This is a genomic window from Acetobacterium sp. KB-1 (assembly GCF_003260995.1).
GTDB classification, from domain to species: Bacteria; Bacillota; Clostridia; order Eubacteriales; family Eubacteriaceae; genus Acetobacterium; species Acetobacterium carbinolicum.
On the sequence record NZ_CP030040.1, the window covers coordinates 2585503 to 2607453 of the forward strand.

Sequence of the window (21951 nt, forward strand, 5' to 3'; positions counted from 1 at the left end):
TTTATMNNAATTKYTTTYYRGTGATCRTNNCGATCACTSGAAACAGCAYAGTGTATAAAATCTTGGATCAAGACCTCGGTCGATTAGTACTGGTCAGCTCCATATGTTGCCATACTTCCACATCCAGCCTATCTACCTGATCGTCTATCAGGGACCTTAACCTTTCGGTGAGATATCTTATCTTGAAGGGGGCTTCGTGCTTAGATGCCTTCAGCACTTATCCTTTCCAAACTTAGCTACCCAGCTATGCTCCTGGCGGAACAACTGGTGCACCAGTGGTTTGTCCGTTCCGGTCCTCTCGTACTAGGAACAGCTCTTCTCAAATATCTAACGCCCACGACGGATAGGGACCGAACTGTCTCACGACGTTCTGAACCCAGCTCGCGTGCCTCTTTAATGGGCGAACAGCCCAACCCTTGGGACCTGCTTCAGCCCCAGGATGAGACGAGCCGACATCGAGGTGCCAAACCTCCCCGTCGATGTGGACTCTTGGGGGAGATAAGCCTGTTATCCCCGAGGTAGCTTTTATCCGTTGAGCGATGGCCCTTCCACTCGGAACCACCGGATCACTAAGCCCGACTTTCGTCTCTGCTCGAGATGTCTCTCTCGCAGTCAATCACCTTTTTGCCTTTGCACTCTAAGAGATGGTTTCCAACCATCCTGAAGGTAACTTTGGGCGCCTCCGATACTTTTTAGGAGGCGACCGCCCCAGTCAAACTGCCCGTCTGACACTGTCCGATGACCGGATTACGGCCACTCGTTAGAATTCCAATCGTACAAGGGTGGTATCCCAAGGGCAACTCCTTCGAAACTAGCGTCCCAAATTCTTTGTCTCCCACCTATCCTGTACGTGCACGATCAAAACTCAATGCCAGATTGCAGTAAAGCTCTACGGGGTCTTTCCGTCCTGTCGCGGGTAACTCGCATCTTCACGAGTACTACAATTTCACCGGGTGTGTTGTCGAGACAGCGCTCAAATCGTTACGCCTTTCGTGCGGGTCAGAACTTACCTGACAAGGAATTTCGCTACCTTAGGACCGTTATAGTTACGGCCGCCGTTTACTGGGGCTTAAATTTGCACCTTCGCTTGCGCTAAGCACTCCTCTTAACCTTCCAGCACCGGGCAGGCGTCAGCCCCTATACATCATCTTTCGATTTAGCAGAGACCTATGTTTTTGCTAAACAGTCGCTTGAGCCTCTTCTCTGCGGCCCCCATAAGGGGGCACTCCTTCTCCCGAAGTTACGGAGTCATTTTGCCGAGTTCCTTAACAACACTTCTCCCGCTCATCTTAGGATTCTCTCCTCGCCTACCTGTGTCGGTTTACGGTACGGGCACCTTCTCTCTCAATAGAAGCTTTTCTTGACAGCGTGAAATCAGCGACTTCCCTACTTATTTTTCGTTCCCCGTCACGCCTTGGCCTTATGAGTAAGGGGATTTGCCTCCCTACTCAGCCTTGACGCTTGGCCCAGCTTTTCCAACCGCTGGGTTCGCTTATCCTTCTGTGTCACTCCATCTCTCAAACAATTAAAGGTGGTACAGGAATTTCAACCTGTTGTCCATCGCCTACGCTGCTCGCCTCGGCTTAGGCCCCGACTTACCCTGAGCGGACGAACCTTCCTCAGGAAACCTTGGGCTTTCGATGGTGAAGATTCTCACTTCACTTTCGCTACTCATGCCAACATTCTCTCTTGTCTTGTGTCCACCAAACCTTACAGTTTCGCTTCGCCCTCAAGACATTGCTCCCCTACCACTATGGTAGTACCATAATCCATCGCTTCGGTGCCAGATTTTAGCCCCGTTCATCTTCGGCGCACAACCACTCGACCAGTGAGCTATTACGCACTCTTTAAATGTGTGGCTGCTTCTAAGCCAACATCCTGGTTGTTTGTGCAGTTGCACATCCTTTCCCACTTAATCTGGACTTGGGGACCTTAGCGGATGGTCTGGGCTGTTTCCCTTTTGACTATGAGACTTATCTCACACAGTCTGACTGCCGTATATAAGTGBATGGCATTCGGAGTTTGATAAGGTTCAGTAAKCTTTACGMCCCCTAGCCTATTCAGTGCTCTACCTCCATCACTCTCTCTACAACGCTAGCCCTAAAGCTATTTCGGGGAGAACCAGCTATCTCCGTGTTCGATTGGAATTTCACCCCTATCCACAACTCATCCAAGCCTTTTTCAACAGACACTGGTTCGGACCTCCACTTGGTTTTACCCAAGCTTCATCCTGGTCATGGATAGATCACACGGTTTCGGGTCTACAGCATGCAACTAGTCGCCCTATTCAGACTCGGTTTCCCTACGGCTCCGTACCTGAAGTACTTAACCTTGCTACATACCGTAACTCGTTGGCCCGTTCTACAAAAAGCACGCAGTCACGTTAGCTCCTGCTGCTTGTAAGCACAGGGTTTCAGTTTCTATTTCACTCCCCTTCCGGGGTTCTTTTCACCTTTCCCTCACGGTACTTTCCGCTATCGGTCAATCAGTAGTATTTAGCCTTGGGGGGTGGGCCCCCCATCTTCCCACAGGGTTACACGTGTCCCGTGGTACTCGTCGATTACCCGTCCATACTATTTTCGTCTACGGGGATCTCACCCTCTGCGTCCGACCTTCCCATGTCGTTCAACTAATAATACAGCCTTGATGTAATCAGGGCTCTTCCTCGTTCGCTCGCCGCTACTAAAGGAATCGATGTTTCTTTCTTTTCCTCTGGGTACTAAGATGTTTCAGTTCCCCAGGTTCCCTCCATAACGCTATGTATTCACGTCACAGTGACTGGTCTTCTACCAGCCGGGTTTCCCCATTCGGATATCTACGCTTTATCGGTTATGTGCACCTACACGTAGCTTTTCGCAGCTTGTCGCGTCCTTCTTCGGCTCTGATTGCCAAGGCATTCACCCTGTGCTCTTTTCTTCTTGATCCTAAAATTCGTTTCTAATGTTGTTAACATTTTGAAATTGTATTTCATTTTTATTTATACACTATGCTGTTTTCAATGATCGATTGGGACATTTATCGCCATGCGATAAATATACCTGCTAAAAAAAAGACATCTTCCGATGTGTTCTTTTCAGTTTTTTGTATGACTCAGTCATACAAAAGAAAATAGTACCATGACTTCCTGTATTCCCTAGAAAGGAGGTGATCCAGCCGCACCTTCCGATACGGCTACCTTGTTACGACTTCACCCCAATTACTGACCCCACCTTCGGCAGCTGGTTCCTTACGGTTACCTCACTGACTTCGGGTGTTGCCAACTCTCGTGGTGTGACGGGCGGTGTGTACAAGACCCGGGAACGCATTCACCGCAGCATTCTGATCTGCGATTACTAGCAACTCCAACTTCATGCAGGCGAGTTGCAGCCTGCAATCCGAACTGAGATCTGTTTTAAGGGATTAGCTTCACCTCGCGGTTTCGCAGCCCTCTGTTCAGACCATTGTAGCACGTGTGTAGCCCAGGTCATAAGGGGCATGATGATTTGACGTCGTCCCCACCTTCCTCCGTGTTATCCACGGCAGTCTGCTTAGAGTGCCCAACTAAATGATGGCAACTAACCACAGGGGTTGCGCTCGTTGCGGGACTTAACCCAACATCTCACGACACGAGCTGACGACAACCATGCACCACCTGTCTCTCTGTYCCCGAAGGRAAAGYCYRATCTCTYRGRTKGTCAGAGGATGTCAAGACCTGGTAAGGTTCTTCGCGTTGCTTCGAATTAAACCACATGCTCCGCTGCTTGTGCGGGTCCCCGTCAATTCCTTTGAGTTTCAACCTTGCGGTCGTACTCCCCAGGCGGAGTGCTTATTGCGTTAGCTGCGGCACTGAGTCTCCCCAACACCTAGCACTCATCGTTTACGGCGTGGACTACCAGGGTATCTAATCCTGTTTGCTCCCCACGCTTTCGCACCTCAGCGTCAGTATTTGTCCAGCAAGCCGCCTTCGCCACCGGTGTTCCTCCTAATATCTACGCATTTCACCGCTACACTAGGAATTCCACTTGCCTCTCCAATACTCAAGTCTTTCAGTTTCAAATGCATGTCACCGGTTGAGCCGGTACCTTTCACATCTGACTTAAAAAACCGCCTGCGTGCCCTTTACGCCCAGTAAATCCGGACAACGCTTGTCCCCTACGTATTACCGCGGCTGCTGGCACGTAGTTAGCCGGGACTTTCTTCTTGGGTACCGTCTTTTTTTCTTCCCCAATAACAGAGCTTTACGATCCGAAAACCTTCTTCACTCACGCGGTATTGCTGCGTCAGGGTTTCCCCCATTGCGCAATATTCCCCACTGCTGCCTCCCGTAGGAGTCTGGACCGTGTCTCAGTTCCAGTGTGACCGTTCGCCCTCTCAGACCGGTTACCCATCGTCGCCTTGGTGAGCTGTTATCTCACCAACTAGCTAATGGGACGCGGGTCCATCCTATGGCACCGGAGCGTTTAATACATCTGCCATGCGACAAATATATCTTATAAGGCATTACTCCCAGTTTCCCGAGGCTATTCCTTTCCATAGGGTAGGTTACCCACGCGTTACTCACCCGTTCGCCACTTTCTAAAAGATCCGTGCAAGCACTTCTCTTTTGTCTCGTTCGACTTGCATGTGTTAAGCATACCGCCAGCGTTCGTCCTGAGCCAGGATCAAACTCTCAATAAAAGTTTGTATTTAAAGCCGTTAGGCTTAAAATGCTGTCTCATGAATAACTGTGTTTTATACTCTACCGAGTGCAGTTTATCCTCTGCCGAGTTAATGTTTTAAAGAGTACATCTCTCTGTTTCTATTTTAGCCGCCTTCATCCTGCGGATGTTTTGGCTGTTTTACAGGTTTTATGGTACTATTCTCTTTTCTATGACCGCCGTTCTGCAATCGTTTCCGACCGAAGAAGCTTTTCTATTATATCGTCATTTCCCGATGTTGTCAAGCTGTTTTTTGAAATTCTTTTGCGTTAATTCCAAGTTCATTTCAATGTTTCAGCCCAATGTCCGCCGCCTCTGTTACGAGACAACTTCATTAGTATACGCTCTTTGTTCCTTCTTGTCAATGCTTTTATGTAGTTTTTTTCAGGTTTTCTTTGAAAGATATTTTAATTGATAAACCGGTATTTCTGACATGACTTTAATGATACACCAAGCTTTTTATTATACCAGACCAACGATGCTTGAGGATGAATCGAAGCATCGTTGGTCTTGTTCTAATTATAATTTAGCATAAGTCATTGTTGCGTTTTGATTTAATTGTGTATCTGACAATCTACAGCATTGATTCGCTCTCCCTATTTTTAACACTCTCAAGCTACTTAGAGAAGATCAATTTTATCCTGGACCCTTACAATTGTGGCAACGCTTTAATAAAACTGCCCTCTTTCAAATCATCAAAGGCCTGTTGTAGCTCTTCCTCGGTATTCATCACAATGGGACCGCCCCAAGCGATCGGTTCATTCAGCGGAGGCGCCGAAAACACGGCTAGTCGAAGCGGCTTTTCAGCGGCTGTCATTTCAATATACTCCCCTTCACTAAACAACAATGCCGATTTCTCTTTATATAAGGTTCCTGCCGTTGCGCCTTGACCTTTAATTAAAAACACAAATACGGTTTCTCCTTTGGGGGTCGGAATCTTAACCGATTTTTCCGGTTCAACAACCACATCTAAAATCATCGCCTGGATGTGATGGGGTTCGGCGCCATTTACCCCTTCGTAAGATCCCGATATAACACCAACATTAAAACCATCTCCTTTATATAGAGGAATATCTTCTTTTCTGATCTCAAAATACTTTGGCTCCGTCATTTTTTCTGACCTCGGCAGATTCAGCCATAACTGGAAACCCAGCATTCTTTCACAGGCCTGAGGCATCTCCTGATGGAGAATCCCACTTCCCCCGGTCATCCATTGGGAGCATCCGGATTCAATAGCGCCCTTATTTCCCAGGCTGTCCTGATGTTCGATCAGCCCTTCAACCAGATAGGTGACCGTTTCAATTCCCCGGTGGGGATGCATGGGGAAACCTTTGATATAATCCTGAGGATTTTCAGAATCAAAGGAATCAAGCATTAAGAAGGGGTCAAATGCTTTTACAGTTGAGTGGGATAAGACCCGGGTCAAATGAACGCCGGCCCCATCGACTGCACGAGCCCCCTGAACAACTTGGATGACTTTTCTTTCTTTCATAAAAACGCCTTCTTTCTTTTTCTTCTATTCACAACTTGTTACTCATTACTTGAAATTATACCGCCCAAAACTTTAATTAAACATTTTGAAACAAAAAATGACGGTGCTTTTCTGTCTTCGGTCGATCAACGGTATTCCGTAAAGCAGACCTTAACATCCGGTAACCGCTGGTGCGTTCGTATCAAACAACGCTAAAAATTACTGCCGTCTAATGAAGTCGTGCAACTCCGTCGTAGCTCACGCTACGCCTGCGTTTGGGGCTTCGCCCCATAAAAAAATAGCGATGAACATTGATTTTCAAGTGAACTTGAATCAATCTCTTAACTTTACTGCCGTTATACTCGCTCATGCGACACTTCGTCTCCGTTGCGCTACGCCTTAGTCGCGTCAGTCGCCAGATGGCTCCTTCCTAATAATATAAAAAAGAGAGATCAAACCTTACTGCCGTCTAATGAAGCCGTGCAACTCCGTCGTAGCTCACGCTACGCCTCCGTTTGGGGCTTCGCCCCATAAAAAAATAGATATATGAACATTGATTTTCAAGTGAACTTGAATCAATATTCATATATCTATTTTTTTGCACGGCTTCATTATAAAAAGTCCCGCGACGTCCTATCCTCCCAGGCAGTTACCCACCAAGTACTTTCGGCGCTGGAAGACTTTACTTCTGTGTTCGGTATGGGAACAGGTGTGGCCCTTCCGCCATCGTCGCGAGACTTATTTAGCTTTGTTTTGCTAAAAAACAAATAGGTCTAAAAGAGCGTTAGCGGTCAAACCGGCTAAATCGGCCATCAATTCTTGCAGAAATCTTCTACTTCTTCATAAGAGATTTTTGAAAAAATTGGTGTTCCTTGTCCCTACTTGCTATGCATATTCAGTTCTTGTTTATTTCAACTTCACTATTATACGTCGCACAAATCAGTTTGTCAAACCTTTTTTCAATTTTATTTCTTAATTCTAATTTCCCATCAATTCCTGTATCAATGTCTGCGCTTTTAAAAGGCTCTTTTCTACCTCAAATGAAGTGTCGGCTCTAAAAATACACGCGGTTTGTCCCGATTCGTTCTGATAGTCGACGACCAGTTTGTTTTTCTTTGCTTTTTCATAATCAGTTTTATCCTTTTTGAGTTCATCCTTAAAGCAAATCATCTGCCAGGCCTGATTGTTCTCAATATCAAAGGTTGATGCAATCGTTGCGGATCTCATCTCCAGAAATGGGATACTAAACTTGGGACCCATGACGGCAAAGTCAATGCCGGCTTCCTGAATTTCCAGGGTTCCTTTAATTGATTTTTTAAATTCTTTATACCCACCCAGATAACTGGCCATGATCGACATTTTTACAGTGGAAGTGTTTTTCCCCCAGGGAAAAAATTTCTTTTTTATCCCTTGCTTATTTCCGATAATTTCCGGTTTCTGATCAGCTCCCTTTTCATCATAGAGATAGCGATAGATGGCATTAATATTTTTTTTATTTACACCGCGGTCATTCGTCTGAATATTTGAAATCAGTTCCGAGCGGACCGTGACTTCAGTCCTGAGATCATCAACTTTTTTGAGTTTAACCGTAATCCGTTGGCCATTGGCGGCAAAAACAATCTTTGTTTGAAAAACAACCAAACTTTCTTCTTTGTCAGCGATATGGTTTTTCAAATCATATTTACTGGTGTCAAAGGCTAATAAGCGGTCTTCACACTGCTCTTGTGACCGCTTAATGACTTGGGTTTCTTCACTGTGTTTTCCCATAAGGTCGATCTCCCATGCGCATCCTCGCTTTTCTTCTTAGATGTGTTATTTTATCAACTACCTGCGGATAATTTTTTCCAGTAGGCCGATGAGTTTTTCTTCGCAGCTTTTAATCGTAAATTCTTCGGTTCTTAAAAAATCAAAATAACTTTTTGAACGGGCCACCGTGATGATCTGGGCCTGCCTGACCAAATCTGCAAAAATTCTGTTTTGATCGAGATCCAGCTCGAAATTTTCCTGACGCAAGAAATAGTCCAGATCAATATCAAGAATCAGATCCTCGGCACCGATCTTTTTAAGCGGCAGTTTGATGTTTTTAAACATGGCGTCTTCAAGACTTCCAAATTGAGTTTTCGGAACCAGATAGTGACTGCCTTTTGAATAAGTATGTTTTTCCATACAATTGATCATATGGTAATCACTTAGATACCCCAATGCCATGGCGGTATTGATCTGCTCGTCATTACGCATCTGACCGATAGCCTTCCGGACACTGTCCAAATTGAGGGGCTCTATGGTGATCATCATTCTTTGCTGAAATTTCGCCACCAGTTCCACTTCCCGATCGGGGTCAATGGCCATCGCTTTTTGATAGGCCCACAGCCAGAACGGTGGGTTGGTGTCCGGATGATAATCAATACTCACCAGCACCATCGGGTGCTTTCGGGTTTTATATAAACGTCCCCAAATCAGGAGCACATAGTGATGGTCATCCACCACAAATATATCTTTGCCCCCAATACTCAGGCATCGGGGTTTTAAATTATTATTACTCATTTAACAGTCCATACTCCCGGCCACCAGCAATTTTAGTCAATATATGAACGGATCCGTAATTCTGCTCCTACCGATTGACTGATTCGTCGACAGGCTTCCTGATCCTCGATGGGCAGTATATCCACAATGGTCAAGATCACTTTGGTATATCTTCCGGCCAGTCGGGCAAACTCCAACAGCTCTTCATAGGCATCTTCAAAAACAGGACGGCATAACTCATCATATTCTTTTTTGTTTTTAGCATTTAAACTGATCGACACCACATCAATGGTATCTTTTAAAAGGGGCGTCATATCCTTTTTATAAATCAGATTGCCATGACCATTTGTATTTAGACGAATGGGAATGGTATGGATCTTCTTGACTTCTTTGGCAATGGCGCATATTTCATCTAAACGGTATGTTGGTTCGCCATATCCGCAAAAAACCAGCTCCTCATAGTGATCCAGATTACGTTTTAATATGTCTTCTTGTATTTCTGCCTGGGTTGGTTCTCTCTCCAACCAGAGATCATCAACTCCGTTGACTGTGGGTTCATCTTTTCTTACGCAAAACGTACAGGCGTTGCTACATCGATTCGTTATGTTCACATATAAAGACTTCCCTAATTCATAGGTAATCGTCATTTTATTCTCCTCCAGGGATCTGTTTATCGTTTATTCCACTTTGCTATCCATCTGTCTTTATGACTATTTACAAGACCGTGGGCAGGTGGTCTAATTATTTGATTTACTTAATGCTTTCAAGCAAAACTATAAAAAGTTATCAACATTTTACCATATTTAACCATGATGTCACGTAAAATCATTATTTTCTATGAACATCACCAATTATTCCTCTTGCTATTTGGAAATATTTAAGATTCATTTTTGGCAAATAATGAAATCGTTGGTCATTAATCCGATAAAAAAGCACATTTATCAATTAATCGATAAATGTGCTTTTTGTCTTTTTAAAATACGGGACCCACCAGTTTTAAGTCACAGCCTTCGCAGCTCCAATCAAGTCCAACGCCATTCATCTTTCCGCCACATTGGGGGCAGATACCGATTCCGCTTTTGGGGTAAGTATATTCAGTCAGTTCCATTTCAAGTATTTCTACCCCATCCGTCTCAGGTTGTTTTCTGAATTTTTCAATGGTTTTTCGCGACATTTAATTTCTCCTTTGTATTCGATTAATAATCCTCATTCCATTATAGACCATCACTTCTGAGCTTACAAATCATTTATAGGAAAAAATAACGCCCACTTTGTGGATTAATCCTGCTTATTGGTCAATAATGCCATTCGCCACTGCTCTTCTCTAAAACCGATTAGCACTGCGTTTTCTAGAATTACCAACGGTCGTTTCACCAACATACCGTTGGTACTCAACACCTCAGCCATCTGATCCGGCGTCATTGTTTTAACCTTATCTTTTAAGGCCATTTCCCGGTAGACCAGACCACTGGTGTTAAAAAACTTTTTAGCATCACCCTGGTACCGTTGCATCCACTCAACCAACTCATTTTTTTGGGGACGATCCTCCACAATATGCCGTTCTTCAACATCAATCTGGTTTTCTAACAAAAACTTCTTAGCCTTCTGACAAGTTGAGCATTTAGGGTAACATAAAAATATTGGTCTCATTGCTTACCTCACTTCTATTGTATCATCTCTAATTTCGATTTTTGAACCCGATCGTTGGCAACGCCCTGGGGAAGCGTCACTTCAAATAACTTCTTGCCGGTATTAAAATCAATCTCTGAAATGGCCACATTACCCTCTTTTAGCAGACCCCAGCCAATACTATATACTTCAATGTTATCTCCGATTTTTTGAGTACTTCCATAAGCCAGGGAGGTTTTTCCCGGGATTTTGTATTCCTGATAGCCCAGTATTTTTTTATTGACTTCATCGAGTTTTATCTTCAGGATACGGGTTTGACCAGAGCTCAAGGCATTGTCAAAGACCGTTAGATAGCCTTCAGCGGTGATCGCCAAATCCGTTTGTCCGGAGGTTTTTTGTTCCGCAGACATCCCGAATTCATCGCCACTTCCCGATAATTTCCAGATAACCGCCTGGGTTTCCCGATCAATTTTCATAATCGTATTCATATTACCAAAGGATACAATCAGATTGTCATCCTCCGGATCAATGATCATCCGGTTAAAGCCCGAATAATCCGGACTCTGGCTGATGGTATTGCTGTAATCATTATCACTAACACTGAGTCCATAAAATTCCGGATGGGAATCGGTGGTAAATTCAAAGACCACCTGATTGTCTTTCACTTCCTGAATCAGCGTTGTGACCACCTTTGATCCCATCACATTGGCACCCAAACCGTCTGGCACATTCTGAACCAATACTAATTGTGAGGCTTCCACAATATAATGGTTGTCATCAATTAAGATAAAGTCCCGACCATCCACCAAATCGCCCGCTTTTGCCAGTTCACTTTGAGCTAGGGTAATGGTGTCAATTTCCTGATACCGATCATCCAGAATAACCCGTTCGCCCGGTGCATAGCCAATGTCATTACCGTCGCCGTTAACCCGCTGATAGCTGTAACGGATCGTTCCATTTTCAAAAACATGCTTTTTAAAATCCCGATAGGATTCACCGTTGGATTCTTCCGGTGACTTGGCAATGTAAAACACCACCTCGCCCTGTTTGTTAAGCTCATAAAGGGCAGCGCCTCCGGTTGCTATGGCAGCAAAGTAATTCCCATCATAACTGCTCTCACCAGCCGCAATCATTTCAGGAAGCTGGGATGACAGCGTTCTTAAATAAATCACCCGCTCATCCTTTTCGTTATCCACCTGTATTTTTATCCGTTCGCCCGACGAAAGCGTCTCCAGTTTTAAATCAATGGTTGTTCCGACGCCGATGCCTTTCCCATTTATCTTAACGTTAGCGCCAACCTCATTAAGTAATTTTATTCTGTTTTCAGTAACACTGCTTAAGCTAACGGCGTCAAATACCGCGTTGTTTTCCGAAAGCGGTAACTCCACATTAAATCCGTTAATTTCTAAGCTCAGCGTTTTATCAGACATCAGGGTATTATCCCGCCCTGAATAAGCCAATGTACAACTGACTAAAATAATTAATAATATTGCCGCACTGATCGATATTATAATAAATTTTCTTGAACTATCCATAAATTCATCTCCTTCTGATCTCCAATCATTTCATCTTCCCGACTTCCTTAATACGCCTTTGTATTTAAGCATGGGGATGATTGTATCACAGCTTCTTTAAAGTTTCATGTAGGTTCTAATTACAGTTTTTTAATAAACCATCCGCCTGTTGTCATGCATTCCACCAAAAGGTAAGGGCCTGGTCATTTCCCAATGCGATGACAAAAAAAGCCCCACCTCAATGAAAAGATGGGGTGAATACTTTTAATTTGCAACTTAACAAATAATCTCAGCCAGTTCATCCACATTAATATTGTAGAAACCTTGTTTGATGTCACAGGCTTCAATGGCTTTTTTAATGCTTTCCTTTTCGTAGGCCGTGCCAATCAGGGCATCACTGAGCACCGATATGTCCATGGTTCCAAAGAAATCACCATAAATATGACAGTCCATAATTTTGCCCTTGTTCACATCCAGTTTAAATTCCATTTTTCCACCATCAAAGCGGCCGGTTTTAGTGATGTTGAACTTCGGCGATTTTCCATAGTTCCATTCCCAGCTTTCAAATTTTTCTTTGGCAATGGCCTCGATCCGTTCCCGATCCGCCGCCGTCAGTTTATATTCTGCCGCCGAACCCTGCATAATGCTTTCAACCATCAGCTTTTTAAAGGTGTCGGTATCGATCGGTGTTGTCAAATGTTCTGAAATATTAGTGACCCGTTCCTTAACGGATTTGATACCCTTGGAAATAATTTTGTAATCATCGACAGTCAGGCATTTGACCATCTGTTCAAAGTCGGTATTAAATAACAGCGATCCATGATGAAGGGTATAGCCGTTTAACATACACTGAGCGTTGCCAGAGAACTTTTTGCCGTGGATAACCAGATCATTCCGGCTATTGAATTCGGCCGGAACATCGAGTTTTTTAAGTCCATCTATCACTGGGCCAATGTACTTATTGAAATCAATCGTTTCTGCCAGACCTCTGGTGATAAAACTGAACTGCCAGCCCCCCATGTCGGTGTAAATGGTACCGCCACCGGTGATGCGCCGCACCACCTTGATGCCATTTTTTTTGGCAAAGTCTTCGTTAATTTCTTCGATGGTGTTCTGATACTTGCCAATCATCAGGGTTGGCTCGGTTCGCCAAAAGATAAAGATCTGCTCCTCGGGCAGCTGCTTTTCGGTAATCAGGTAGTATTCCAGGGCAAAATTAAAAAAAGGATCGGTGGAATTGTTTTCGATATAAATCATCAGCTTTTTCCTCCTTCAAGTGCTTCTTCCGCCCGGTAGGAACTACGAACCAGGGGGCTACTGGCAATATAATGAAAGCCTTTGGCTTCGCCAATTTTTTTGTACTCTTCAAATTTTTCCGGGGTCACATAAGCTTTGACTTTGATATGTTGTGGTGATGGTTGCAAATACTGGCCGATGGTGAAAATATCACAGCCGGCTTTCAGACTATCATCCATGACCTTAAAAACTTGTTCATCCGTCTCCCCCAGGCCGACCATAATCCCGGTTTTCGTTTTGATCTGGGGTGCCTTTGTCTTAACATATAAAAGCACCTGCATCGATCGATCATAGTCCGCCTCCGGCCGGACCTCAGGATAAAATTCCCGGACGGTTTCGACATTATGATTAATCACATCGGGGTTGGCTGCTATGACAATGTCCAGGTGTTCCGAAACGCCTTGCAGGTCAGGGATCAGCACCTCAACGGTTACTCCCGGGTTTAACTTTCGCACGGCCTTAATGGTATTGGCAAAATGGCTGGCTCCGCCGTCTGCCAGATCATCCCGGGTGACACTGGTGATGACCACGTGCTTTAAATCCAATTCCTTGACGGCTTCAGCCAAATGCTGGGGTTCGTTTGGATCCACCGCTTCCACTACCCCGCTGCCGACATTACAAAAACGGCAGTGACGGGTACAAATGTTCCCCAGGATCATAAAGGTGGCCGTCCGTTTTTTATAACATTCACCCAGGTTGGGACAATTGGCTTCTTTACAAACTGTGTTCAGTTTTAACTTGGCCATCAGTCGGCTGACTTCTTCCACGGCTTCCTTATTATAGTTAACCTTTAACCATTCTGGTTTCTTTTCCATTTTGCCCTCTTGATCAATCACAGTTGATGACGGCAATCACATCATCCACCTTGATTTCATCACCGGCTTCAAAAAATACTTCTTCCAAAACTCCGGATTCCATCGATTCGACCTCACTGACGACCTTTTCGGTTTCAATTTCGAAAAGTACCTCACCCTTTTTTACCACATCTCCGGCTTCTTTGTTCCAGGCCGCCAGCACCCCGGTTTCCATTTGTTCGCTTAGTCTTGGCATTTGAATGTTTTTTTTCATCTTAATTTTCTCCTTGTATTTGTATTTTAAAGAAAACAATCCGTTAAGCAATCCACTCTTAGTTCGTTTTCTTTTGTAAACCCGATCCCCTCCAATTGATGCAGAATTTCTCCATAACCATATTTGAGCCCAGTAAGCCTCTCGCTCAATTTGGCATTTACCAAACCATCGACGATCACTTCACACTTGGCAATGCAACCTTTATAAATTTCTAGCTTAACCGCAAGCTGTATTTCCTTCCCTTTTTTGTTTAGGATCGTGCAATCCTTTTCAAATGAGAACTTTGGTGATTGACCGTAATTCCATTCCCATTGGGCGTATTTTTCATTAACTAATGCCTCTACCGCCTCAATATCTTGTTTTGTTAAGCTTACCTTTTCAACACCATCCGGAAATAAGGTTACCAGTAAGGTGTTTTTAAAGGTTTCCAGACTCATTGTTTGGTCGGTTAAGTGTTTTTTAATATTGGTCACATCACTTCTCACCGATTTTACGGACTTGGATGTGATCTTTCCCGTGGTTGTCTTTAGTAAATTTTTTAATAAACTGAGATCCGAATCATATAGTAAGGTGCCATGATGGAGCACCCGTCCCTTTTTTACCGTCTGAGCCGACCCCGATATTTTTTGTTCGCCAATGGCAATATCGCTGGTACGACGCTTTCTGGCCGGAACCCCCATTTCATTGAGGGCCATAATGACGGGGTTTAAAAACTGATCATAATCGGCAAAGACATCCCCTTGATTGGTAATAAATGAGTAGTTTAGATTGTTTGTATCATGAAATACCGTACCTCCTCCGGTGTTTCTTCTCGCTACTGGCACCCCTGCTTGTTCCACCGCTTTTAGATTGATTTCCTCAAAAATATTCTGATGTTTTCCCAGAACAATGCTGTTATCATTTTTCCATAACAACAGATACTCGGTATCAAGATTGTTTTTAAACAAGTATTCTTCCATGGCGAGGTTAAAATAAACGTCTGTATTGATGCTGTCTAAAACCTTCACAGGCGGTCTCCTCTCTGATGTATATCAACTTCATGCTTTTCGTTGTCTTGAAATATGACTTTAATTTTACCTGAGAACCGCTTTATCGTCTACTCTATTTTTAACACTTTTCCAATCTTTCAAAAAAACCATCCGTTCTTGTCGGTTTGATGGTCTAAAATAACAAGTAATTTCTCCCTCAATATGATAAAATAAAGCCACGGAGGAACTGATATGAAACAAAAACGTTTGCTTATTACAGCTTTTATTTTAAGCTTATTATTTATCTTCACAGGCTGTCAATTATTATCTGGAACCCAAACCAGCTTTACCCCTCATGATTCATTGGTGGTTCACTATCTGGATGTGGGCCAGGGCGATGCCATTCTGCTGGTGGACAACAACGACACCATGCTCATTGATGGCGGCAACCCGGAGTACGGCGAGGCGATCATTACCTATCTGACCGATCTGGGGATCACCCAACTCGACTATGTGGTGGCCACCCATAACCACAATGACCATGCCGGTGGGTTAACCGATGTGGTGGCCAGACTGGATGTGGACAATCTATACCTGACCAATTCCGAGGAAAACAAAGCTTCCCGAAACCTGACCGCTGAAGCAAAAAGTAAGAACATTCCTATTTCTACCCCCAGCCCGGGAACTACCCTGTCTTTTGGCAGCTCAACAATCAACTTTCTTGGACCCCTTAGTGTTCATGACGATGTTAACGATGATTCGCTTGTCATGAAAGTCACCCATGGTGCGCATCGTTTTCTATTTACCGGAGACATGGAAGAAGTGGCGGAAAAGGAACTTTTAGCCCAGAACCTGGATCTGGAGGCCGATGTCCTTAAAGTTGGTCATCATGGCAGCTATTCATCTACTGGCTATCTGTTTCTACGAACGGTGAACCCCCGTTATTCGGTAATCTCCTGTGGATTAAACAACGACTACGGTCACCCGCACGAAGAAACCATGAGCCGTCTCAACGACGTCGGCTCCACCATTTTTCGCATCGACCAACTGGGAACCATTATTGCCACCAGTGAGGGTGATCAACTGAGCTTTAATAAAACCGGGATTCCCCCAACCCAACCTTATCAGGAAGTGGACAACGGGCTCGCAGCTACCCCAGAAACACCGGCAAACACAGCCACTTTGGAAACGGCCGCCTATATTGGCAATAAAAACTCCAAGGTTTACCATTTACCTGGCTGCTCCAGTTTACCAAAGGAATCCAATCGGATCTACTTAAACAATCTGGAAGAAGTTCATTCCCTGGGTCTGACTCCCTGTGGCGTCTGCAAGCCGCCAAGTTAAAACAGTACGAAACGAATAAGGCCAATATTTAGCAATAATCGTCGCTGCTAAACACTGGCCTCTTTTTTTGCTTTGATTTTTCACTTCGTTTTTACGGTTCTTCTGTTTAATGTTGGACCGCTATTGATTAACCCGTCACCACATCCCGCCGTTTTAGCCAGATGATGGCAAATAAACAAAGTCCAGCGGTGAATACAGCGCAGGCGATCAGAAAAGCAGCTTCGCCTACCAACATCGGTGCCGCCGGATCGTTGGCCCGCATGCCTAGGGTTATGAGCGCATAGGGAAAGTAAAGCCCATAACCTTTAGACAACAGTGCCAACCCGGCAACGCCACCCATCAGAGCAATCCCGACCGGTACCGCAAAGCTGCGAATCACCAGTGATAGACAGAGCTGCAGGGCGCAAACGACCATGCCGCCCAACGCTCCAAACAACAGCCAGACTGGTAATTCCGGCGGGATCGGTCCCGAAAGCCCGGCCAGCAATCCGGAAATAATAAACAACAGTCCAATCCAGATCTGGGTCAAAATCACCATCAGCCAGCCCATTATCAGTTTAGCTAGAAACAACCGGGATATCGGAACCGGGGTGGTCATTACCGCATTCCAATTGTGGTTGGCATGTTCCAGCCGCAACAGATAGGACGCGTAGATCCCAATCAATACCGGCAGGAAAAAGTAACAGGCAAACAGGGTATGCTGAGTCCACAAGCTATACCACTGATTCTCCAGCATTCCCAGGTTGTTGAGATAATTAAAGGTACCCATAAAGGCCGGAATAATGGGAATCAGTAAAAAAGCCAGCCACACCGGACTATGTCGCATCTTGATCATTTCTGCTTTTAAAACCCGTTTAAGCATCATCTAGACCTCCCTTCTCACAAATAAAATCCGGCTGATACCGTAAATCAGCACAAAGAAAACCAAAATCAGGCCGAGCCCCGACCAATCCGTGCCCTTCCAGTAGAAATCTGCCACCCGGGTGACCTCATCCCAGTTCATGCCAACCTGCATCAGCACCCCATAATAGCTCCACAAAACCAGCTTTTGAAAACTCTGAGGTAAAAACATACTGAACAGACCGATAAAACCGCCAACGAGCCCCAGGGTCATCGGCACCATCTGATTGGCAACGAGCATCGATACCCCCTGTTGAAAAATATAAATGGTTAAGCTTACCACCAGAGTGAAAAACAGATAACTCGTCAAGGCCCCCCAGGGCACTGGGCCGCCAAAATGCAGGAAGAGACCCATACCAATCATGATAAGCAATTGTCCCAGGGCAGCCCCAAACATATAGACACTACCCCAGATAAACTTGGCCGCAAAGATCCGCTGGGCCGGAATAATGGTTTCCAGCAGCTTAAAGGTTTGGCCCTTATGCTCAACATCACTGAGGCGCGAAGCCACCACCGCCGCGATTACCGGCATGATGATGCAGTTGAGCATCGGAAACTGATAAAGAAAAAACATCCAGCCCTGAACCAGGTCATTGGCGTCTTTATTCGAAATAGACCAGCCCGCCCAGAGCAGCTGAACAGCCATCATCACTGCCACCACCAGCCAAATCTTGCGACCCTTTGTTTTTAAGACCTCCATCCCAATTGCGGCACTCATAAACTCACCGCCGTTCCGGTCAGCTCCAGGAAAATATCCTCCAGGCTCTTTTTGCGTTCTTCGATCCGGACCAGGCCAATATTATTTTGCCCCAGCGTCTTACTGATTTCGGCCATCATCGTGTCCTTTAACTGTGGGATAATCAGATAATCATCCTCGGCTTCCCAGGCCACGCCGTTTCGACTGAAAAATGATTTGGTCACCTCATTATTCATGGTTCGTACCGCTAGGTGCTGTTTGCTGTACTGATGCAGCTTGGTCAGGCTATCCTGATAAACCAACTCCCCTTCCCGAATAATCCCTACCCGGGTGGCTAACTGATCAATTTCGCTTAGGAGGTGGCTGGAGACCACCACGGTCATACCAAATTTTTGTGGCAGCGACTGAATCAGTTCCCGCATTTCCGAAATCCCAGCCGGGTCCAACCCATTGGTTGGTTCATCCAAAATCAGCAGCTTGGGATACCCAAGCAACGCACTGGCCAGCCCCAGCCGCTGTTTCATCCCCAGCGAATACTGACTGACTTTTTTATTTTTCTGATTCTCCAACCGAACTATTTTTAAAACTTCGGCAATGTTTTGTTTGGGTACCCCCCGCAGGGTTTGAAAGATCTGCAGATTTTCCTCGCCGGTTAGATGCCCATAATAACTGGGCGACTCAATCAGAGAGCCGACATTCTTAAGATTTTTCAGACGGTTTTTGCTGTTAACCCGCCTTCCAAAGACCGCGATCTCTCCTTCCGTAGGTTTCGCCAACCCCAAAATCATCTTTAGCGTTGTCGATTTTCCAGCGCCGTTGGGCCCCAGAAAACCATAAATAGCGCCTTCCGGAACCGACAGATCAACATCTTTAACCCGATAAACATTTCCATATTGTTTGCTGAGACCCTCAGTCTCGATAATATTACTCATAACCACGCACTCCTTCTTTTTTCGATACCTTTATGATAGCCGATGAACCTTACGGCGGGTTGTCCCCGGCCTTACTTTTACCTTAATTTTGATCGCTTATGCTAACACCAACAATTTTTTCGGGTATAATAACTTGGGGGTGATTCGAATGAAAACAATTTTCGAAGCAAAACTTCTGGTTGTGGATGACGAACCGGAAATTATCAATTTATTAAAAACAATCCTTCACCAGGCAGGCTTTGCTCAGATTATCAGTGCCGAAAACTGCCAGCAGGCGCGGGCGCTTTTTGCTTTAGAAAAGCCCGATGGGGTAATTTTTGATGTGACGCTGCCCGATGGCGACGGGTTTTCTCTGATGCAGGAACTACGGCAGCAGTCAAATGTACCGATGCTGTTTTTGTCTGCCCGGGACGAGGATGAGAATCGGCTCCTGGGGCTGGGGTTGGGTGCCGATGACTATATTACCAAACCCTTTCTGCCCCGGGAACTGGTGCTGCGTTTAAGCGGGATCTTGCGGCGGGTTTACCAGCCGCTGTTGACTCCGCCAAACCAGGACGAAGTTCTGGTACTGGGGGCGGTGACCGTCAATTTTAAAAGCGGCATCGTTAAGACCGGTGATGGTGAAAAAAACCTCACCGCCAAAGAACATGCCCTGCTGAAAAAGCTTTGGGAAAACCAGGGCAATATCGTCACTGCTGACAGCCTCTGCCGCAGTGCCTGGGATGACGATCTCTACGGTTATGAAAATACCCTGATGGTCCACATCCGACGGCTCCGGGAAAAAATCGAGGCGGACCCTTCCCAACCGCAATACCTGCTGACCATCCGGGGCATGGGCTATAAATTGGCCAAGGAAACCAAGCCATGAAAAGTTTGCGAAAAATCATCACCCGTTCGATTTTGCTGACGGCTGCGATTGCACTTTTACTGGTCACCATCAATCTATCATTTTTGACCAGCTTTATGATGAAATATTCTAGTAACCATCCACTTAAATATGCGATCTCCGATATTTCCGATGGTCTCTTAAACAGCGATGGCACTTATGAGCTTAATTCTTCTGCCACCATTCTGATGAGTAAGCAATTTGTCTGGGCGATGCTGATTGACCGGGAGGGTCAGGTGATCTGGAACAAAAACCTGCCTGAAGATGTGCCGCTGCAATACACCCTTGCCGATGTAGCCTCCTTTAGCCGTTGGTATCTCAACGACTATCCGGTCTCCGTTTGGGAGCATCCCGACGGTCTGCTGGTTTTAGGTGAACCCAAAAACAGCACCTGGAAATACAACATCACCTCTACCGAAAACACCATCGCCCATATTCCCGGTTTTATTGTGAGCTTTTTTTTCCTTAATGTGTTGATTGCTTTGGCACTGGCTTTATTTCTGGGACTCTGGCTCTACCGTAAGCTAAAGCCGCTCTATAACGGCATTACCGCCCTACCAAAAAAAGAACCCCTGACACTGCCCACCGGCGGTGTTACCGGGGAAGTGGCTAGGATTCTCAATGAAACATCGGTGATTCTTTTTCAGCAGGAACAACAACTGGCCCACCGGGATCAGGCCCGGACGGAATGGATTGCCGGAGTTTCCCACGATATCCGCACCCCGCTGTCGATGGTGATGGGCTACGCCAGCGAACTGGAAATTAACCCCCGCCTGCCTGCCGCCGAACAAAACCAGGCCCGGATCATCCGAGAGCAGAGTCAACGGATTAAGTCCCTGATCGATGATTTAAACCTGGCTTCCAAACTGGAGTATCATGCCCAACCGATGGAGCTTAGCCGGGTTTCGCCCGCCGCATTAATCCGAGGTGTAGCGGTCAATTTTATCAATGATGGCCTCACCGCGCCCTATTCCCTCTCCGTCGATGTAACCGAAGAAACCAACAGCCCGATTTTACTCTGCGACCAGGCCCTGCTTCACCGGGCGCTGACCAACCTGATTGACAACAGCATCCGGCACAATCCCCGGGGCTGTAATATTACGCTTTCGGTAACTAATCTAACGACCGGCCTGGTGATTAAGGTCAGTGACGATGGCAAAGGCTATCCCCCTGAACTTATAAAAAATTCAGGGGGACTGGATGAATCACTATTACTCGGAAACCACGGTTTGGGTCTGATCATTGTTCGTCGGATCATGAAAATTCATGGCGGGAAGGTTGTTTTTGAAAATCTTCCCGATGGGGGCTGTACGGCTTCACTTGTTTTTATCTCTTAGAATGCCTTTTATCTTTGTTATCATGTTGTCTTAACAACTATGATCGATCTGAATCAATACGTTTTGTCAAAATCATTTTGTGAGCATCCCTCGCCCAATCACCGGTGCCAGTCGTTTGGCCAGTAGTACGCTGAGCGCAATCTTGATTATCCCCCCTGGCAGGGTCATCACAAATCCTGACATCATGACCGTTGCCGCTCCCACTGGCGTATTCAGATAATAATTGAGAATCACATAATACCATGGTAATCCCACGGCGTAGATTACCGCTGTTCCTGCAACCGCAGCCAAAATTAGCTGCTTTGTTGAGTGATCAGGGTTTCTTTCAGCCAACCACCCGGTAACAAATGCCCCCAGCGCAAAGCCGACAATATAGCCAAAGGTCGGTTTTAAAACATACATTAAGCCGCCGCCACCGGTAAATACCGGTACCCCTACCAGACCCATAAAAATATAAACTAAAACCGCAATCAGCCCCCCTCGGGACCCCAGCAGCAACCCGGCCAGAAGTACAAACATCGTCTGGAGGGTTAAGGGTATTCCCGGCAGGGGCACTTTAATCATCGCTCCTACCACAATCAATGCGGAAAATAATCCGCACAACACCAGTATTCTAATACTGAGGGTATTTTTATTAATCACGTTTTTTTCAATCATTTCGTTCCATCCTCTTCTAATTTTCCATCCTGTAAAAATTGTTTGATGTTAAC

General features: G+C 45.5%; 18 protein-coding genes and 3 rRNA genes. 3 read left to right on the plus strand and 18 right to left on the minus strand.

The window, feature by feature from the left end:
- Positions 1-63: 63 nt before the first annotated feature.
- From DOZ58_RS11920 to DOZ58_RS11985, 14 genes are all read right to left on the minus strand, one after another.
- Positions 64-2924 (minus strand): 23S ribosomal RNA (locus DOZ58_RS11920).
- 213 nt (positions 2925-3137) lie between these two features.
- Positions 3138-4656 (minus strand): 16S ribosomal RNA (locus DOZ58_RS11925).
- Together the 16S and 23S rRNA genes form the textbook arrangement of a ribosomal RNA operon.
- A 669-nt stretch (positions 4657-5325) precedes the next feature.
- Complete coding sequence (locus tag DOZ58_RS11930) at positions 5326-6168, minus strand: pirin family protein (RefSeq protein ID WP_111888490.1); 843 nt, start codon at positions 6166-6168, stop codon at positions 5326-5328.
- 599 nt (positions 6169-6767) lie between these two features.
- A 5S ribosomal RNA gene (rrf, locus tag DOZ58_RS11935) occupies positions 6768-6884 on the minus strand.
- 241 nt (positions 6885-7125) lie between these two features.
- Positions 7126-7914, minus strand: a complete 789-nt coding sequence (locus DOZ58_RS11940; RefSeq protein WP_111888491.1) for a hypothetical protein — start codon at positions 7912-7914, stop codon at positions 7126-7128.
- A gap of 57 nt (positions 7915-7971) precedes the next feature.
- On the minus strand, positions 7972-8691 hold the full coding sequence (locus tag DOZ58_RS11945; RefSeq protein ID WP_111888492.1) for a UPF0489 family protein: 720 nt from the start codon (positions 8689-8691) through the stop codon (positions 7972-7974).
- A 32-nt stretch (positions 8692-8723) separates the two neighbouring features.
- Positions 8724-9317 carry a TatD family nuclease-associated radical SAM protein gene (locus DOZ58_RS11950; protein ID WP_111888493.1) on the minus strand — a complete coding sequence of 198 codons (594 nt, stop codon included), beginning with the start codon at positions 9315-9317 and terminating at the stop codon, positions 8724-8726.
- 326 nt (positions 9318-9643) lie between these two features.
- Positions 9644-9844 (minus strand): hypothetical protein, encoded by a 201-nt coding sequence (locus DOZ58_RS11955; protein ID WP_111888494.1) that lies wholly within the window; start codon positions 9842-9844, stop codon positions 9644-9646.
- A 104-nt stretch (positions 9845-9948) separates the two neighbouring features.
- Positions 9949-10320 (minus strand): arsenate reductase family protein, encoded by a 372-nt coding sequence (locus DOZ58_RS11960; protein WP_111888495.1) that lies wholly within the window; start codon positions 10318-10320, stop codon positions 9949-9951.
- Positions 10321-10334: 14 nt separating this feature from the next.
- Positions 10335-11834 carry an arylsulfotransferase family protein gene (locus DOZ58_RS11965; RefSeq protein ID WP_111888496.1) on the minus strand — a complete coding sequence of 500 codons (1500 nt, stop codon included), beginning with the start codon at positions 11832-11834 and terminating at the stop codon, positions 10335-10337.
- Between the two features lie 255 nt (positions 11835-12089).
- Complete coding sequence (locus DOZ58_RS11970; RefSeq protein WP_111888497.1) at positions 12090-13070, minus strand: lipoate--protein ligase; 981 nt, start codon at positions 13068-13070, stop codon at positions 12090-12092.
- Positions 13070-13924 carry a lipoyl synthase gene (lipA, locus tag DOZ58_RS11975; RefSeq protein WP_242988490.1) on the minus strand — a complete coding sequence of 285 codons (855 nt, stop codon included), beginning with the start codon at positions 13922-13924 and terminating at the stop codon, positions 13070-13072. The genes DOZ58_RS11970 and lipA overlap by 1 nt, the downstream gene beginning before the upstream one ends.
- A 13-nt stretch (positions 13925-13937) precedes the next feature.
- Entirely contained in the window at positions 13938-14177 is a 240-nt protein-coding gene (locus tag DOZ58_RS11980; RefSeq protein WP_111888498.1) for a biotin/lipoyl-containing protein, read from the minus strand.
- Between the two features lie 26 nt (positions 14178-14203).
- Positions 14204-15184, minus strand: coding sequence for a lipoate--protein ligase (locus DOZ58_RS11985; RefSeq protein WP_111888499.1), 981 nt, complete (start codon positions 15182-15184; stop codon positions 14204-14206).
- A 213-nt stretch (positions 15185-15397) separates the two neighbouring features.
- Here DOZ58_RS11985 and DOZ58_RS11990 point away from each other — a divergent pair, with 213 nt between their 5' ends.
- Positions 15398-16489: a ComEC/Rec2 family competence protein gene (locus tag DOZ58_RS11990; RefSeq protein ID WP_111888500.1), complete on the plus strand. Its 1092-nt coding sequence runs from the start codon at positions 15398-15400 to the stop codon at positions 16487-16489.
- Between the two features lie 127 nt (positions 16490-16616).
- On the opposite strand, the gene DOZ58_RS11995 is transcribed toward DOZ58_RS11990, so the two are convergent.
- Genes DOZ58_RS11995 through DOZ58_RS12005 form a run of 3 tightly spaced genes read right to left on the minus strand, consistent with a single transcriptional unit; the run spans position 16617 to position 19018 of the window.
- The gene (locus DOZ58_RS11995; RefSeq protein WP_111889757.1) at positions 16617-17351 is read right to left on the minus strand and encodes an ABC transporter permease; all 735 of its coding nucleotides are present in this window, start codon (positions 17349-17351) and stop codon (positions 16617-16619) included.
- A gap of 3 nt (positions 17352-17354) precedes the next feature.
- Positions 17355-18107: an ABC transporter permease gene (locus DOZ58_RS12000; RefSeq protein WP_111888501.1), complete on the minus strand. Its 753-nt coding sequence runs from the start codon at positions 18105-18107 to the stop codon at positions 17355-17357.
- Positions 18104-19018 carry an ABC transporter ATP-binding protein gene (locus tag DOZ58_RS12005; protein WP_111888502.1) on the minus strand — a complete coding sequence of 305 codons (915 nt, stop codon included), beginning with the start codon at positions 19016-19018 and terminating at the stop codon, positions 18104-18106. Before DOZ58_RS12005 ends, DOZ58_RS12000 begins: the two co-directional genes overlap by 4 nt.
- Before the next feature lie 148 nt (positions 19019-19166).
- Between DOZ58_RS12005 and DOZ58_RS12010 the strand changes: the two genes are divergently transcribed.
- Together DOZ58_RS12010 and DOZ58_RS12015 are read left to right on the plus strand one after the other, a co-directional pair.
- The gene (locus tag DOZ58_RS12010; RefSeq protein ID WP_111888503.1) at positions 19167-19886 is read left to right on the plus strand and encodes a response regulator transcription factor; all 720 of its coding nucleotides are present in this window, start codon (positions 19167-19169) and stop codon (positions 19884-19886) included.
- Positions 19883-21241, plus strand: coding sequence for a sensor histidine kinase KdpD (locus DOZ58_RS12015; RefSeq protein ID WP_111888504.1), 1359 nt, complete (start codon positions 19883-19885; stop codon positions 21239-21241). Before DOZ58_RS12010 ends, DOZ58_RS12015 begins: the two co-directional genes overlap by 4 nt.
- A 72-nt stretch (positions 21242-21313) precedes the next feature.
- Here DOZ58_RS12015 and DOZ58_RS12020 read toward each other — a convergent pair whose 3' ends face one another.
- Entirely contained in the window at positions 21314-21898 is a 585-nt protein-coding gene (locus tag DOZ58_RS12020) for a biotin transporter BioY (protein ID WP_242988491.1), read from the minus strand.
- Positions 21899-21951 lie beyond the last annotated feature (53 nt).

Coding starts and splice junctions, on each gene's coding strand:
- DOZ58_RS12010 (WP_111888503.1), top strand. CDS start 19,167: ATGAAAACAATTTTCGAAGCAAAACTTCTGGTTGTGGATGACGAACCG.
- DOZ58_RS11945 (WP_111888492.1), bottom strand. CDS start 8,691: ATGAGTAATAATAATTTAAAACCCCGATGCCTGAGTATTGGGGGCAAA.
- DOZ58_RS11980 (WP_111888498.1), bottom strand. CDS start 14,177: ATGAAAAAAAACATTCAAATGCCAAGACTAAGCGAACAAATGGAAACC.
- DOZ58_RS11990 (WP_111888500.1), top strand. CDS start 15,398: ATGAAACAAAAACGTTTGCTTATTACAGCTTTTATTTTAAGCTTATTA.
- DOZ58_RS12020 (WP_242988491.1), bottom strand. CDS start 21,898: ATGATTGAAAAAAACGTGATTAATAAAAATACCCTCAGTATTAGAATA.
- DOZ58_RS11965 (WP_111888496.1), bottom strand. CDS start 11,834: ATGGATAGTTCAAGAAAATTTATTATAATATCGATCAGTGCGGCAATA.
- DOZ58_RS11930 (WP_111888490.1), bottom strand. CDS start 6,168: ATGAAAGAAAGAAAAGTCATCCAAGTTGTTCAGGGGGCTCGTGCAGTC.
- DOZ58_RS11950 (WP_111888493.1), bottom strand. CDS start 9,317: ATGACGATTACCTATGAATTAGGGAAGTCTTTATATGTGAACATAACG.
- DOZ58_RS11960 (WP_111888495.1), bottom strand. CDS start 10,320: ATGAGACCAATATTTTTATGTTACCCTAAATGCTCAACTTGTCAGAAG.
- DOZ58_RS11995 (WP_111889757.1), bottom strand. CDS start 17,351: ATGCTTAAACGGGTTTTAAAAGCAGAAATGATCAAGATGCGACATAGT.
- DOZ58_RS12000 (WP_111888501.1), bottom strand. CDS start 18,107: ATGAGTGCCGCAATTGGGATGGAGGTCTTAAAAACAAAGGGTCGCAAG.
- lipA (WP_242988490.1), bottom strand. CDS start 13,924: ATGGAAAAGAAACCAGAATGGTTAAAGGTTAACTATAATAAGGAAGCC.
- DOZ58_RS11955 (WP_111888494.1), bottom strand. CDS start 9,844: ATGTCGCGAAAAACCATTGAAAAATTCAGAAAACAACCTGAGACGGAT.
- DOZ58_RS12015 (WP_111888504.1), top strand. CDS start 19,883: ATGAAAAGTTTGCGAAAAATCATCACCCGTTCGATTTTGCTGACGGCT.
- DOZ58_RS12005 (WP_111888502.1), bottom strand. CDS start 19,018: ATGAGTAATATTATCGAGACTGAGGGTCTCAGCAAACAATATGGAAAT.
- DOZ58_RS11940 (WP_111888491.1), bottom strand. CDS start 7,914: ATGGGAAAACACAGTGAAGAAACCCAAGTCATTAAGCGGTCACAAGAG.
- DOZ58_RS11970 (WP_111888497.1), bottom strand. CDS start 13,070: ATGATTTATATCGAAAACAATTCCACCGATCCTTTTTTTAATTTTGCC.